This is a genomic window from Streptomyces sp. NPDC029674 (assembly GCF_044903205.1).
In the GTDB taxonomy this organism is placed as follows: Bacteria; Actinomycetota; Actinomycetes; order Streptomycetales; family Streptomycetaceae; genus Streptomyces.
In genome coordinates this window covers 284,659-299,110 of the sequence record NZ_JBJDPY010000001.1, presented here as the reverse complement: position 1 = coordinate 299,110, position 14,452 = coordinate 284,659, and the positions used below count along the sequence as shown (strand labels likewise).

Sequence of the window (14,452 nt, the reverse complement as noted above, 5' to 3'; positions counted from 1 at the left end):
ACAAGCCTGGCGCGAAGGGCAGATGGATGTCGGGCAAGGGGCAAGGGGGAGGGCGGGGCCCGCGTCAGGACCCGGGCAGCGACCGCTTCATGATCTTGCCCATGTCGTTGCGCGGCAGCGCCTCCAGGTAGCGCACCACACGCGGCCGCTTGTGCGGGGCCAGGCCGGAAGCCACGTGGTCCGCCAGCTCTTCGGCGGACGGGGGCGCCTGGGGGTCGGCGGGGACCACCCAGGCAACGATCCGCTCGCCCAGGTCGGGGTCCGGCTCGCCGGTGACGGCCGCCTCGCGCACCCCCTCGTGTTCGAGGAGCGCGTTCTCGATCTCGCCCGCGCCGATCTTGTAGCCGCCGCTCTTGATGAGGTCGGTGGCCTTGCGGCCGACGATGCGGACGTAACCGTCGGCGTCCCGTACGGCCATGTCGCCGGTGCGGAACCAGCCGCCGGGCGCGAAGGCCGAGGCGGTCGCGTCGGGGCGGTTCAGGTACTCCGTGAACAGGTTGGGGCCGCGCACCTGGATCTCGCCGACCGCCTCGGGGCCGTCCGCCGCGATCTCGTCGTTCGCCTCGTCGACCAGGCGCAGTTCGACGCCCGGCAGCGGGACGCCGACCGCGCCCGCGCGGGGCTCGCCGTCGGCCCGCACGCTCGTGTTCATGAGGGTCTCCGTCATGCCGTACCGCTCGATGACGCGGCGGCCCGTGGCGGCCGCGATGCGCTCGTGGTCGTGCACGGGGAGCGCCGCCGAGCCGGACACCAGGAGCCGCGCCCCGGCCAGCGCCTTCGCCAGCTCCGGGTCGTCCGGCAGCGCCTCCGCGATCCGGTGGTACATCGTCGGCACCCCGAACAGCATGGTCGCCCCGGCACCGAGCTCGCGTGCCACGCCCTCGGTGGTGAAGCGGCCGAGGTGCCGCACGGAGCCGCCGCGCCGCAGCGGGCCGAGCGCGCCGAGGATCAGGCCGTGCACGTGGAAGAGCGGCAGGCCGTGCACGAGGACGTCGTCGGCGGTCCACTGCCAGGCGTCCTCCAGCGCGTCCAGCGTGGCGGCGATCGCGCGGCGCGGCAGGACGGCGCCCTTCGGCGGGCCCGTGGTGCCGGAGGTGTAGACGATCAGGGCGGGGGACTCGGGGTCGTCCGGCTCGGTGCCCGCGGCCGCCGGAGTGCCGGTGGTGTCGCGTACGTCCACGTCGAGGCGGTCCAAGCCGCCGAGCGCGGGCGGCAGTTCGGCGCCCGGCTCGGTGAGCACCAGGGACGGCGCGCTGTCCGACACGATGTGCGCCAGCTCGCGCGCGCCCGACTTCGGGTTGAGCGGCACCGCGGGAACCCCGGCCAGCAGCGCGGCGACCACGGCGACGGCCGTCTCCAGGGACGGCGTCGCCCAGACGGCGACCCGGCCCGCGTCGCGCAGCCGCAGCGCCAACGAGCCCGCGACGGACGCCAGTTCGGGGTAGGTCAGCGAGCGGTCGCCGAACCGGAGGGCCTCGCCGCGCGCGGCGGTCAGGGCCGGGAAGAGGGGATCCACGTGTCGTACTCCTCGAAGTCCGTCGGGATGGTCCGTGCAGAGCATGTGCAGTCTCTGCACCGGGGCGTAATGAGAGTGTTACGCCCCTGAAGGTGCGGTGTCACAGTGATCACTGAGGCTGATGTGGCTGTCCGTCACTATCCAGTCACCTACGACCACCTCGGTAATCCGGTCCTCCCCCCACAATCCGAACAGGATGGGACCACCTTGACCACCTTCATGTCCGATGCCCTGAGGCGCCCCGACGCCTCGCCCCACTCACACAGCGAATCTCACGCCCAACCCCAGTCTCACCACCGCCCCCACGTGCTCGCGGTCGGCGACCCCGGCCCCGGCCGGGAGCAGCTCACCCGCATCCTCCGCCTCACGGGTCACGAGGTCACGCACGCCGTCCCCGGCGATGTGCGCCGCCTCGTCAGGCAGGTGCCGCCCGACGCGATCGTCGCCCTGGACGACGGCCCGGACGGGCGCCGGCAGGGCCGCGACGTCATACGGGAGGTACGCGCCGACCCGGCGGGCCAGGCCCTCCCCCTGGTCATGGTGACCGCGGCCCGCACCCCCGCGACGGTCGCCGAACTCCTGCGGCACGGCGCCGACGACTGCGTGTCGGAGGCGTCCGACCCGGACGAGCTGTCCGCCCGCATCGCGGCCAAGCTGCACCGGGTCCCCGTCCCCGTCGACCAGTTGCTCCTCGACCCGCGCACCGGCCTGTACTCGGCGCCGCACTTCATGGCCGAACTCGACCGCGAACTCCAGCGGCCCGCCGCCGCCCGCCGCGGTGGCGTGCTCGCCGTGGTCCGGGTCGCCGAGACGGAGGCACTGGAGACCCGGCTCGGACCGCGCGTGCGGCGCGAGGTCGCCGAGCGGCTCGCCCAGGTGGGAGAGCGCCTCGGCAGCGTGTGCGACCGGCTCGGGTGGGACGAGGAGGGCCGTCTCCTCGTCCTGATGCCGGGCGTCGGCGAGGAGACGGCGACCGCGGGCCTGCGGGAGTTCGCGTCGTCCGTGGCGGGCACCCGGTTCGTCGTCGCCGACGAGAACGTCCGGCTCACCCCGGCCGTCGGCTGGGTTCCGCTCTCCGCCTGCACCGGCGAGGGCGCGAGCGCGCGCGCCGCCGAGCAGGCGCGGGACGCCGCCGAGGAGGCGCTGCGCCACCGCGACCTGCGGCCCGTGCGCTACGAACCGTGGATGCGGACCGCCGCCGCACCCGGTCACCGCCGCGCACGCCCCGGCCTGCGCGGCCTGCTCGGGGCCGTGACCCCGCTGCTCTCACCCGTCCTGATGCTGGTCCTCGGCGTGGGCGTGCCGTTCGCCCTCTACCAACAGGCGTACGCCATGGGCTGGGACGCGGCGTCCTTCGCGTACTGGGTGGTCGTCGCGGGCCTCGTCGCGTCCGCCCTGCTCATCGTCCTCGAATGCCTTTTCTCGCTCGACGCGAAGCCCCGCCCGGAGGCCCCAGGGCAGCCGTACCCGGTGGCGAGCGCGGTCATCGCGGCGTACCTGCCGAACGAGGCGGCGACGATCGTCGACACCGTCGAGTCGTTCCTGCGCCTCGACTATCCGAACGAGCTGGAGATCGTCCTCGCGTACAACACCCCGCACCCGCTGCCCGTCGAGGAGACGCTGCGGGAGATCGCGCGGCGCGATCCGCGCCTCGTGCTGCTGCCGGTGGCGGGCAGCACGTCCAAGGCGCAGAACCTCAACGCGGCGGTGACGCGGGTGCGCGGCGAGTTCGTCGGCATCTTCGACGCCGACCACCATCCGGCGCCCGACGCGTTCCGGCACGCCTGGGACTGGCTGTCGAACGGCTACGACGTGGTGCAGGGCCACTGCGTCATACGCAACGGCGAGAGCTCGTGGGTCGCCGAGCTGGTGGCCGTCGAGTTCGAGGCGATCTACGCGGTCAGCCACCCCGGCCGCACCCGGCTCTACGGCTTCGGCGTGTTCGGCGGCTCCAACGGCTTCTGGCGCACCGACCTGCTCGCCCGGACGCGGATGCACGGCTCGATGCTGACCGAGGACATCGACTCCACCATGCGGGCCCTCGGCGAGGGCGCCCGCATCGCCACGGACCGCACGATCGTCTCGCGCGAGCTCGCCCCGACGATGCTGAAGCCCCTGTGGAACCAGCGCTCGCGCTGGGCGCAGGGCTGGCTCCAGGTGTCGCTCAAACACCTGTGGCGCGGGCTGCGCTCGCCGGTGTTCACGCGCCGCCAGAAGACCGGCCTGTTCGTGCTGCTCGGCTGGCGCGAGGTCCAGCCGTGGCTGACGCTCCAGATCCTGCCGGTCCTGCTGCACGCGGCCTGGCGCGCGGGCGGCGCCGACCGGCTCGACTGGGCGGTGCCCGTCTGTCTGGTCGCGGCGGCGGTCACGATGTCGGCGGGCCTGGTGCAGGCGGCGTTCGCGTGGCGGCTCGCGGTGCCCGAACTCCGCCGCCGCAAGGCCTGGTTCTGGCGCTACCTGCTCGTGACGACGGTCTTCTACACCCACTTCAAGAACATGGTGGCGCGCGCCGCCCATCTGAAGGAGGTGCTCGGCGACCGGCAGTGGCGGGTCACGCCACGCGCCACCGCCACGACCGCCGCCACCGCCGCCGAGCCGGCCGGTACGGGAGGCGGTTCGTGACCTCGCTCATCGCCCCCGAGACCACGGCACCGCCCCGCACCCCGGACGGCCGTGCGGCGCCGAAGCGCGGCCGCGCGCTCGAACTCCAGGGCTTCCGGGGCCTGGCCGCGCTCAGCACGGTCGTCTTCCACGTCTGGCAGCAGTACTACACGTACGACGCGGCGGGCTCGCACCCGCCGGTCGACAACCCGTACGTCGGGGCGCTGCTCTCCCTCGAAGTGATCGACCTGTTCTTCGTGATGTCGGCGTACCTGCTCACGCTGTCGTACGCACGGGCCGCCATCGACGGCGAGGAGGGCGCGGTCAGGCCGGGCCGGGTCTTCCTCTTCCGGCGCGCGATCCGCATCCTGCCGCTGTACTTCCTGGCGGTCCTGGTCGTGTGGTCGACGCGCAATCCGACGCTGCCGGGCGACTGGCGGGACCTGGTCGAACACCTCACGTTCACGCACGTCTTCGACCGGGAGCGGATCTTCTACACGCTCGGCCCGAGCTGGTCGCTGTCGCTGGAGGTCGCCTTCTACCTGGTCCTGGTGGCGCTCGGCCCGCTCGCGGTGCGGGCCTGCCGGAAGCTGCGGACCCGGCGGGCCCGGGTGGCGCTGTGCGCGTCGGGGTGCGCGGTCCTCTTCGCGGTGCCGCTCGTCTGGATCTCCTGCGCGCGGTACGCCTACGACGTGCCGCACACCGACTGGCCCGTGTACTTCGGCCCGCAGGCCCGCTTCGGCGGCTTCGCGGCGGGCATGGCGCTCGCGGTGCTCCTGACGGCACTCGGCGACGACCGGGGCAGGCTGCGGGCCCGCTGGGCGACCGCCCTGTCGGCCGCGGCACTGGCCGGCCTGCTCACCCTGTCGTACCGCTCCGCCCCGGAGAACTTCGCGCACACCTTCTACCACCCGCTCGCCTCCGTCCTGTGGTGCGCGCTGCTGTACGCGACCCTGCACATCCGGCGCGACGCGCGCGAACGAGTGCGCTGGCACGGCGTGTTGAAAGCCCGCTGGGTCACGGCGGTGGGGCTGATCAGCTACAGCCTCTACATCTGGCACGAGCCGGTGATGCTCCTGCTCGGCCGGTCGGGGCTGCTGCCGTCGTCGCAGGCCGGCTTCCCGGTCGCGGTGCTCGTCGTGGTGCTCGTGGCGCTGGCGGCCGGGACGGCGAGCTACTGGCTCGTGGAGTATCCGGCGGGGCTGCTGGGCAAGGCGAAGGACGCGCGGGGGCGGGAGCGGGACTACTACCCGAAGCCCTGAGACGGCGACCGGCACGGCGACTGGACACGGCGACGCCGCCTCCCCGTGGGACGGGGGGAGGCGGCGTCGCTGCGGATCGGTGCGGGTGACGTCAGACCAGCCAGCCCAGGAAGTGGGCGAGACCGGCGACGACGTCAGTGATGAGGTTCATGGTGGTGCTTCTCCTTGTGGGACTTTCAGGAAGGCCGGACCCGGCACTTCGGGCCAACACCCCGATCCCGTATGGGACATGGACCGGGGGCGCGGTCACGGTCTGCAGCCCGTCGCTCGCGCACCGTAAGCATCGTCAATCACAGCTGTCGCGCGCAATTCCTGGCGCGACGATCACCTGTTCCAGGGAACAACTGCCCAGTCGTTCGCTTCCGTTGTTCGCATCTTCGCCCGGCACTGCTGTACTGACGCTCTGTCAACGCCCGCTCGCAGACAGGGGAAAGCCATGAAATTGCGCGCGACAGTGAGCCTCGCCGCCAGTGCCGCACTGCTGGCCTCGGGCACGACCGCGGCGAACGCCGCCGCCGCTCCGGCGGGCGGCGGTTCCTGCTCGCCCCGGGTCTCCGTCGCCCGGTACTCCGACGCGCTGAACAAGGCGGAGGTCGACGGCCGGCCCGTCGGCGGCCTCTCCGCGCTCGCCGTCGAACGCGACGGCTCGGTGAGCGCCCTCTCCGACCGCTCGGCGCTCTACAGGATCGACGTACGCGGAAAGCAGCCGCGCGCCACGGCCCGTACGCCCCTCGCAGACGCGACAGGTGCCGCGCTCGACTCGGAGGGCCTGGCCGTCGAGCACGACGGCAGCCGGCTGGTGTCGGACGAACGGGGGCCCGCCGTCCACAGATACGGCCGGGACGGTGCTCTGCTGGGCGGGCTGCCGGTGCCGCAGCCGCTGCGGGTCGCCCCCGCGGGCCGCGCCCGGACGAACCAGACCTTCGAGGGCCTCACCCTGCTCCCCGGCGGACGCACCCTCGTCGCCGGGATGGAAGGGCCGCTGGCGGGCGACGGGGCGGACGCGGCGGGCCGGGGCCTGCACCGCGTACAGACATGGCAACGGCACGTTTCCCGCGAGGAGTTCTCCCTCGGCCGGCAGTACGCGTATCCCGTCGACCTCGGCCTGTCACTCGTCGAGCTGGCGCCGACGGGGGACGGCCGGCTCCTCGTCCTGGAGCGGGGGTTCACCCCGGACTTCCTCATCGACGTACGGCTGTACGTCGTGGACCCGCGCGGCGCCGAGGACGTGAGCGCGGTGGAGAACCTCGGCACCGGCACGCGCGCCCTGCGCAAGACCCTGCTGGCCGACCTCTCCGACTGCCCGCCGATGGGAGCGCCCTCGAACCTGCCGCCCGGCAACAACCCGCTGATCGACAACATCGAGGGCATGACGGTGACGGGCCGCCCGCAAGGGCCGGGACGCGACCGGCTGCGGCTGCTCCTCGTCAGCGACGACAACGAGCTGCCGCAGCAGATCACGCGCCTGTACGACGTACGGGTCACGCTGCCACGCCGCTAGGGTCCAGGCCCTAGTACGTCAGCACCACACCCGCGTACGACACCCCCGCGATCACCACCCACGAGACGAGCCCGAGCGCCGCGACCCGGCCGCCCGTGCGGGTCAGGGTCGGCAGGTCGACCGCGCTGCCGAGGCCGAACAGGGCGGCGGCAAGCAGGAGTTCCTGTGCCGTCTGCGCCACGTCGATCGCTGCGCCGGGCAGCCAGCCGGTGGTGCGCAGGGCCACCATGGCGAGGAAGCCGGCGACGAAGAGCGGCACCAGCGGCGGCCGCTTGGCGCTCGCGGCCCCGCCGGCCGCCGCGGCCCCCTCGGCGGACCCGCGCCCCTGCCGGCGCGCCCGTACCGAGAGGGCCACCGCCGCGACGAGCGGCGCGAGCAGCGCGACCCGCATCAGCTTGACGAGGACCGCGTCGCCGAGCGCCCCCGCGCCCGCGGTCTGCGCGGTCGCCACGACCTGCCCCACGTCGTGCACGCTCGCGCCGACCCAGCGCCCGAACTCCGCGTCGCTGAGCCCCAACGGGTGTTGCAGCAGGGGGAGTACGGCGATCGCGAGCGTGCCGCACAGGGTCACCAGCGCCACCGACGTGGCCGTGTCCCGTTCGTCGCTCTCGGACACCTCGCTGACCGCGCCGATGGCGGAGGCGCCGCAGATCGAGTAGCCGGTGGCGATCAGCAGCGGCTGGTCGCCGCGCAGCCCCATGCGGCGGCCCAGCCACCAGGTGCCGAAGAAGGTCACCGCGACGACGCAGAGCACCATCGCGACCGAGGCCCAGCCGAGCCCGAGCACGTCGTCCAGGCTCAGCTTCAGGCCGAGCAGCACGATGCCGACCCGCATCAGCCGCTTCCCCGCGAACGTCAGCCCGGCCTTGCCCGGGCCGCGTACGAACCGGTGCGCCGCGCCCGGCACGTGGGCCGCCGCGATGCCGAGGACCACGGCGGCGGTGAGCATCGGGACGCCGGGCACGAGCCGGTGCACGCCCCACGCCACGGCGACGCCCAGCACGGCGAGCGTCAGACCGGGCAGCTTGCCGGGCGGGCGGGCCGTGAGTGGGGCGACCGGCGCCGTACGGGACTTGGGGCGTTCGCCGAGCAGTGCCATTACCGGTCGGCCGGGAGCTCGTACACCCGGCGGACGCTGCTGCCCAGGCGGGCGATGTCCGCGCCGTAGATGTGGATCGATATCGCGCGGCTGCCGCAGGCGTTCCACACCCGGTGGATGTCGCCGGGCGGCGCGAAGCCGCAGACGGAGCCCTGCGGGTTGACGACGTCCTCGGTGGCGACGAGGCGGGCGGCGCCGCCGTTCTCCGCCGCGGGCACCAACCGGTAGCGGCGCTCCTGCTCCTCGCCCTCGTGGACGCCCGTGACGCACCACGACACGTGGTCGTGGACGGAGGTCCGCTGCCCCGGCAGCCAGACGAGCGCCACGATCGAGAAGCTGCCGTCGTGCTCGGCGTGCAGCACGTGCTGGCGGTAGCGGTCGGGGTCGCCCTCGCACTGCTCGTCGGTGAGCAGGTCGGCGGTGCCGAGGTGCGGGGCGAGCCGCTCGCCGACCAGGTACGCGGTCAGGTCGGGAGGCAGGCCGCGCCCCACGGCCTCGCGCACGTCGGCGACGAGGGTGTCGAGGCGCTCTGTGGTCCGGGCGGCCCGGTACGCGGTCGGAGTGCTCATACGGGCAGCGTCGCGCCGCCCGATCCATCACGTCCAACGACAGTTTCTTGGCAACCCCCCAACTTCCGCTTATGGAAGGTGCGCGGCGGACGGCCGGACGATCAGCAGCCGACGCGGTTGGCGGCCACGGTCCGCAGCTCGTCGAGGACCAGAGCCGTGGCAGGTATGCGCAGATGGTCCTTGAGGACGTACGCCGACACCTGGCGCCGCGAGGCGGGGTCGAGGGCGCGGCCCGTCACCTTGCGGTGGCAGAGGAAGTTCAGGACGAGCCCCGGCATCATCGCGATGCCGAGCCCCTCGGCGACCAGGCTCTGCACCACCAGGTTGTCGTCGGTGGTGAAGGCGATCTCGGGCGCGAAGCCGAGCTCGGCGCACTCGTGGAGGAAGTTGGCGCGGCAGCGCGGGCAGCCCGCTATCCACCGCTCCTCCGCCAGCTCGGCGAGTTTGACCGACCGCTGGCGCGCCATCCGGTGCCCGGTGGGCAGCAGCACGGTCAGCTGGTCCTCCATGAGCGGGATCTCCGCCAGCTCCTCCGGCACCTCGTCGTGCAGGCCGGGATAGGTGAAGGCGAGCGTGATGTCGCACTCGCCGCGCACCACGCGCCGCAGCGACTCGGGCGGCTCGTCCTCCAGGAGCTCCACGCGCACGCCCGGGTGCCCGGAGGCGAGCCGGGCCAGCGCCTCAGGGATGAGGGTCGCGTTGGCGCTCGGGAAGGCGCAGACCCGCACCCGGCCCGAGCGCAGCCGCGTGATCGCGTTCATCTGCTGCTGGGCGGCGGAGATGTCGTCCAGGATGATCCCCGCGTGCCGGGACAGCGCCTCGCCCGCCTCCGTCAGCCGCATGCGGCGGCCGACGCGGGTGAACAGCGGGGTGCCGACGGACCGTTCGAGCGCCTTCATCTGCTGGGTGATCGCCGGCTGCGTATAGCCGAGGGAGCGGGCGGCCGCCGAGTACGAACCGGCCCGGACCACCTCGTGGAACGTCTTGATGTGCCGCGAATCGAACACCGCTGAATCATAAGCAGATGTTGGAGTGGGCGAACAAGGCCGGGACCCGGCTTTTGCCTCCGGGGCACGCCTCTGCTGCCTCGGAGGCGCGTGGGGCGCGGTTGTTAGCCTGCGGTGGCCGTGACCGCGTACGAACAAGGAGTCCCCCGTGGCAAGCCCCCGCATAGCCCTGGTCACCCGCCGGCCGGCGCCCGAGCACGATCACGACCTGCCGTCCCTCGCGCGGGCCCTCGGGGAAGCGGGGGCCGAGGTCCGGGTCGTCGGCTGGGACGATCCGGATGTCGACTGGGCCGGATTCGACCTCGCGGTGATCAGGTCCACCTGGGACTACAGCTGGCGCGGCGAGGAGTACGTGGCGTGGGCCGAGCGGTGCGCCCGGCTCACGCGGCTCGCCAACCCCGCCGACGTCGTCCGGTGGAACACCGACAAGCGCTACCTCGGCGAGCTGGCCGCGGCCGGCGTGCCCGTCGTCCCGACGTACTACCGCGCGCCCGGCGACGGGACGGAACTCCCCGAAGCGGGGGAGGAGTTCGTGGTCAAGCCGACCTCCGGGGCCGGGGCCCGGTACGCCGCCCGTTACCGCGCGGACGAGCGGGAGGCGGCGCTGGCGCACCTGGCCCGCATGCACGAGGAGGGTTTCACCGCCATGGTGCAGCCCTACATGCGGCGCATAGACGTCACCGGCGAGCGCGCCCTCGTCTTCTGCGGCGGGCAGTTCCTGCACGCCGTCCAGAAGGGTGCGGTGCTCGCGCCCGGCACGGCGTACGACGCCGCCAAGACCGCGCACCCCGACCTGCGCCCCTGGCGGCCCACCGAGGCCGAACTCGACGTGGCCGCACGCGCCCTGGCCGCCGTGCCGGGCAGCCCCGACCTGCTGTACGCGCGCGTGGACCTCGTGGACGGTGCCGACGGCGGCCCGCACGTCATGGAGCTCGAACTCGTCGAGCCCAACCTCTTCCTCGCCGTGCACCCCGGCTCGCTGTCCCGCGTCGCCGAGCTGATCTACAAGGCGGCGGCGTAGCACTCCTTACGCGGCCTCGTCACGTGGCCTCGGCCATGAGGAAGGAGGCCACCAGGGAGGTGACCGCTTCCGGGCGCTGCAACGGCAGCATGTGGTCGCAGTCCGGGAACGTCACGAACCGGCTGTCGTCGATCGTCGCGGCGAAGGCCTCTTGCGCCTCGGGGGTGTGGAGGTGGTCGTGCGCACCGCTGAAGACCGTGGTGGGCACCCCCTTCAGGCCCACTGCCGGGGCATGCCGCTGGCTGGTCAGGGCGGTCGCCAGCAGGTCGACCTTGCGCGGCACGCGGGCGGTGTTGCGCATGAGGCGCCGCACGTATCCGAGGGTCAGGTCGCGGCGGTGGACGTGGTGGCTCTCGTCGAGGCAGAGCAGGGCGGCGGCCATCAGCTCGGCGAAGCCGTCCGCGTCGCCCGCCCGCGCCCGGTCGGTGGCCTGCCGCAGGGGCGCCACGAGCTCCGCGGTGATCCGGCCGGGGGGCACGCCCCCGAGGAGCAGACGCGCGACGCGCTCGGGGTGGCGCTGCGCGTACTGGTACATGACGGCGGCCCCCAGGGAGTAGCCGTAGAGATTGACGCGGGCGGCCCCGAGATCGTCGATGACGCCTTCGAGCCCGGTGCAGAGTGCGTCGACGTTGTCCCGTTCCTCGCCCTGGAACGCGGCCGGGTCGAGGCCGGGCAGGTCCACGGTGACCAGGCTCGTCCGGGAGAGGACGGTTCCCTCCAGGTAGGCCCAGTCATGCATGCCCTCGAGTACTCCGCCCATCGCGATCACGGGCTCGACCTCGGGGGCCGGGTGCCGCAGCGTCCGGTAGGTGTACGACGCCCCTTGCACGGTCAGGGTGCGGATGTGCTCCTCGGACATGTTCCTTCTCGATTCATTCGTGGACGGTTCATTCGTGGGCGAGGACGAGCACGGAGTTGTGCCCGCCGAAGCCGAGGGAGGTCGTCACCGCACAGTCCAGGCGGGTGCTCGTGGTGGTCCGGGCGACCTCCACGGGGACGAGCGGGTCCTGGGTCGTGAGATTGACCGTCGCCGGGACCAGCTGGTCCTCCAGGGCGAGGACGGTGAAGGCCGCCTCGATGCCGCCCGCCGCGCCCAGCGTGTGCCCGGTCATGGACTTGGTGGACGTCACCAGCGGTCCTTCGCCGAGGACCCGGTGCAGCACGGCGGCTTCCATCTGGTCGTTCATGACGGTGGACGTGCCGTGCGCGTTGACGTGTCCGACATCGCCGGGGGCCACCCCGGCGTCGGCCAGTGCGGCACGCAGCGCCAGCTCGATGCCGGCTTCGCTCGCGACGACGGGGGAGGACGCCTCGCTGGAGGTGGCCGCCCCGTACCCGCGCAGGGACGCCCGGGACCTGGCGCCGCGGGCGCGGGCGTGTTCCGCGCGCTCCAGCACCAGGACGCCGGCGCCTTCCCCTACGACGAAGCCGTCCCGGTCGGCGTCGAACGGGCGGCAGGCGGTGTCGGGGTCCGTGGTGCGGGTGGACAGTGCCTTCGCGTTGCACGTGCCGGCGAAGAGCGCCCGGGCGCACATGGACTCCGCGCCGCCCGCGACGGCGATGTCGCAGGCCCCGGCGCGCAGCAGGTGCAGAGCGGTGCCGATCGCGTCGGTGCCGGAGGAGCAGGCGGTGGCCACCGCGAGGCTGGGCCCGCGGGTGCCGAGGTCCCTGGCGACGCTGCCGGCGGCTCCGTTGACGACGCTCAGCGGCGCGAGCCTCGGCGACACCCGGCGCGGGCCGCGCTCGGTGAGCGTGTCGTGCTGCTCGACGTAGAAGTCGAGGCCGCCGTGGGCCGAGCCGATGACCACCGCGACACGCGCGCTGTCCCAGACGTCCGGGCCGAGCCCCGCGTCCGCCACGGCCTCCCGGGCCGCGACCACGGCCAGTTGCGCGAAGCGGTCCATCAGCCGGTGGCTGGCCACGCCGAGCTCGGCGTCGACGTCGAGATCCTGGACCGTGTACATGAAGTCGCAGGGCAGGTCCCGCAGCGCGGGCAGCCGCCGCACTCCGCGGGGGGCGGTGGCGTGGGTGACCTGGTGCCAGGTGTCCTTCACGCCGATGCCCGCGGCGGTCACCAGGCCGATGCCCGTCACGGCGGCCGCCACGGGCTCCCGGGCCGGCGCCGTCATGCCGTCACAGCCTTCTGGCGCACGGCGGACAGCAGCGTGCCGACGGTGTCGCGGGAGTTGAGGGTGAGATCGGCCAGGTCGACGCCGCACTCGTCCTCGATCAGCAGGAGGAGCTCCTCCAGCGCGAGGGAGTCGATGGACAGTTGGTACAGGGGGGCGTCGGGGGACACGGCATCGAGACGCACCCCGAATTTCTGCCGCAAGAGAATCGTTACACGCTCAGTGACTTCCACTTCGGTACCGCTCCTTGTTTCGCGATGGTCAAGTGGGGAACGCGTCACCGCGCGGCAAGTCACGGTTGCCTGTGGGTACCGACCGCACTTCGTCGGGGCGCCGGGAGAAGTCGATCTCTAAGGGAACGCCACTCGTTGGAGAAGGCCCCAGGTGAACTCGGCGACGCAGCGGCGCCGTTCGCCATCCGCGTCCGGCGCCTCGAACGCGAGGCCCCACCGGGTGGGCGCCGTCCCCTCCATGGGCCGCGCCGGCGCGAAGGCGCGCGCCGCCTCGTCGACCGTGCAGGACCAGGGCGTGAGGTCGTCGACCGTGCGCAGCTCGGGCACCGGCGCCCCCGGCGCGCGTACGAGCCAGTCGTTCCAGACCGCGCCGTTCGGCGCGAGCAGCACCTCGAAGCGCAGGTCGGGCCAGAGCGGCACCGGCCAGCGCAGCGCCTCGCACTCCAGATCGCCGATCCGGCGGCGGACGGTGGATTCCGGGGGCCCGAAGACCGAGCGGTAGCGGGCGGCGGCGCCCCGGGAGCGGGCGGAGCGGGTCATGGCCTGCCAGCGTCGGTTGGCCTCCCGCATGTCCGCGGCGGAGGCGCCCAGTTCGTGCCGGGCGCGCTCCACCAGGTCGGCGTTGTGGTCGGCCATCCGGCGCAGCAGGACCAGCTGGAAGTCGAGTGCGGTGAACGGGCCTGGGGCGGCGGAAGAGCTAGCGGGCATGCACCCCATCGTCGCGCACCGTGAGCGCTCCCGGGCGGTGCCCGTCGGGCAGGAACAGCACCGAGTTGACGTACCGCACGTACCGCGGGTGTCTCGGCGTGAGCACCCGGCGCAGCAGGCCCTGCGAGACGACGTGCGACGTGCCGGACTGGTGCTCCTCCAGGTCGAACGCGGCCAGCGGCACCCAGGTGTCGTGCGGCAGCACCCAGCCCCGGTAGCCGTGGTGGCGGGTCAGGAGCTCCACGATGGGGGCGATCGGCTGGATGCGGGACTCCAGCTCGATGAAGATCGCCGGGTGGTCGCGGGTGATCAGTTCGTGGGCGCCGCGCAGCACCGGCAGCTCGTTGCCGTCCACGTCGATCTTGACGAAGTGCACGTTCCGCAGGCCGAGCCCGTCCAGGGTCACGCACGGCACGTCCACGGCGACGTCGTGGATGTCGCGGCGGACCAGGGACGACACGCCCCGCTCGCCCCGGTCGCCGCGCGGCAGCCAGAGCCGGGCCGTGCCCGGGCGGTCCGTCGCCGCGGCCTGGATCACCCGGACGTTGCCGGGCGTGCTGGCGGAGAGCAGCCGCGCCAGGTGCGGCACCGGCTCGACGGTCACCACGCGGTGCGCGCGCGAGGCGAGCCGCCGCGACCACGGGCCGTACCAGCCGCCGACGTCCACGGCGGTGCCGCAGCCCGGCGGGCAGAGGTCGGCGAGCCGTCCCAGCTCCGGTTCGAAGCGGGGGTAGACCAGCCGGGCCACGGCGGCGATCAGCCGGTCGGGGACGTAGGGCGCCAGGCGGGCGGCGAAAGTCATGGGC

Annotated in this window: 13 protein-coding genes; 4 read left to right on the top strand and 9 right to left on the bottom strand. The window is 73.4% G+C overall.

Features of this window, described 5'->3' with window-relative positions:
- Positions 1-64: 64 nt before the first annotated feature.
- A complete protein-coding gene (locus tag ACI2L3_RS01310) occupies positions 65-1,516 on the bottom strand; it encodes an acyl-CoA synthetase (RefSeq protein WP_404750227.1) in 1,452 nt (483 codons plus the stop codon).
- 306 nt (positions 1,517-1,822) lie between these two features.
- Here ACI2L3_RS01310 and ACI2L3_RS01305 point away from each other — a divergent pair, with 306 nt between their 5' ends.
- The 3 genes from ACI2L3_RS01305 to ACI2L3_RS01295 all read left to right on the top strand — a co-directional run bounded on the left by ACI2L3_RS01305 (position 1,823) and on the right by ACI2L3_RS01295 (position 6,880).
- Positions 1,823-4,138, top strand: a complete 2,316-nt coding sequence (locus ACI2L3_RS01305) for a glycosyltransferase (protein WP_404750226.1) — start codon at positions 1,823-1,825, stop codon at positions 4,136-4,138.
- Positions 4,135-5,379: an acyltransferase family protein gene (locus ACI2L3_RS01300; RefSeq protein WP_404750225.1), complete on the top strand. Its 1,245-nt coding sequence runs from the start codon at positions 4,135-4,137 to the stop codon at positions 5,377-5,379. Before ACI2L3_RS01305 ends, ACI2L3_RS01300 begins: the two co-directional genes overlap by 4 nt.
- 436 nt (positions 5,380-5,815) lie before the next feature.
- On the top strand, positions 5,816-6,880 hold the full coding sequence (locus ACI2L3_RS01295; protein WP_404750224.1) for an esterase-like activity of phytase family protein: 1,065 nt from the start codon (positions 5,816-5,818) through the stop codon (positions 6,878-6,880).
- 10 nt (positions 6,881-6,890) lie between these two features.
- On the opposite strand, the gene ACI2L3_RS01290 is transcribed toward ACI2L3_RS01295, so the two are convergent.
- The 3 genes from ACI2L3_RS01290 to ACI2L3_RS01280 form a co-directional block, all read right to left on the bottom strand.
- Positions 6,891-7,979, bottom strand: coding sequence for a YeiH family protein (locus ACI2L3_RS01290; RefSeq protein ID WP_404750223.1), 1,089 nt, complete (start codon positions 7,977-7,979; stop codon positions 6,891-6,893).
- Complete coding sequence (locus tag ACI2L3_RS01285; RefSeq protein ID WP_404750222.1) at positions 7,979-8,548, bottom strand: cysteine dioxygenase; 570 nt, start codon at positions 8,546-8,548, stop codon at positions 7,979-7,981. The genes ACI2L3_RS01290 and ACI2L3_RS01285 overlap by 1 nt, the downstream gene beginning before the upstream one ends.
- Positions 8,549-8,649: 101 nt before the next feature.
- Positions 8,650-9,555 (bottom strand): LysR family transcriptional regulator, encoded by a 906-nt coding sequence (locus ACI2L3_RS01280; RefSeq protein ID WP_404750221.1) that lies wholly within the window; start codon positions 9,553-9,555, stop codon positions 8,650-8,652.
- 148 nt (positions 9,556-9,703) lie between these two features.
- Here ACI2L3_RS01280 and ACI2L3_RS01275 point away from each other — a divergent pair, with 148 nt between their 5' ends.
- A complete protein-coding gene (locus tag ACI2L3_RS01275) occupies positions 9,704-10,576 on the top strand; it encodes a RimK family alpha-L-glutamate ligase (protein WP_404750220.1) in 873 nt (290 codons plus the stop codon).
- 19 nt (positions 10,577-10,595) lie between these two features.
- Here ACI2L3_RS01275 and ACI2L3_RS01270 read toward each other — a convergent pair whose 3' ends face one another.
- The 5 genes from ACI2L3_RS01270 to ACI2L3_RS01250 all read right to left on the bottom strand — a co-directional run bounded on the left by ACI2L3_RS01270 (position 10,596) and on the right by ACI2L3_RS01250 (position 14,448).
- A complete protein-coding gene (locus ACI2L3_RS01270; RefSeq protein WP_404750219.1) occupies positions 10,596-11,435 on the bottom strand; it encodes an alpha/beta fold hydrolase in 840 nt (279 codons plus the stop codon).
- 28 nt (positions 11,436-11,463) lie between these two features.
- Positions 11,464-12,705, bottom strand: a complete 1,242-nt coding sequence (locus ACI2L3_RS01265) for a beta-ketoacyl-[acyl-carrier-protein] synthase family protein (protein WP_404750218.1) — start codon at positions 12,703-12,705, stop codon at positions 11,464-11,466.
- Positions 12,702-12,938, bottom strand: a complete 237-nt coding sequence (locus tag ACI2L3_RS01260) for a phosphopantetheine-binding protein (protein WP_404750217.1) — start codon at positions 12,936-12,938, stop codon at positions 12,702-12,704. The genes ACI2L3_RS01265 and ACI2L3_RS01260 overlap by 4 nt, the downstream gene beginning before the upstream one ends.
- A 117-nt stretch (positions 12,939-13,055) precedes the next feature.
- Complete coding sequence (locus ACI2L3_RS01255) at positions 13,056-13,655, bottom strand: hypothetical protein (protein ID WP_404750216.1); 600 nt, start codon at positions 13,653-13,655, stop codon at positions 13,056-13,058.
- Entirely contained in the window at positions 13,636-14,448 is an 813-nt protein-coding gene (locus ACI2L3_RS01250) for an FkbM family methyltransferase (protein WP_404750215.1), read from the bottom strand. Before ACI2L3_RS01250 ends, ACI2L3_RS01255 begins: the two co-directional genes overlap by 20 nt.
- Between the last annotated feature and the right edge of the window lie 4 nt (positions 14,449-14,452).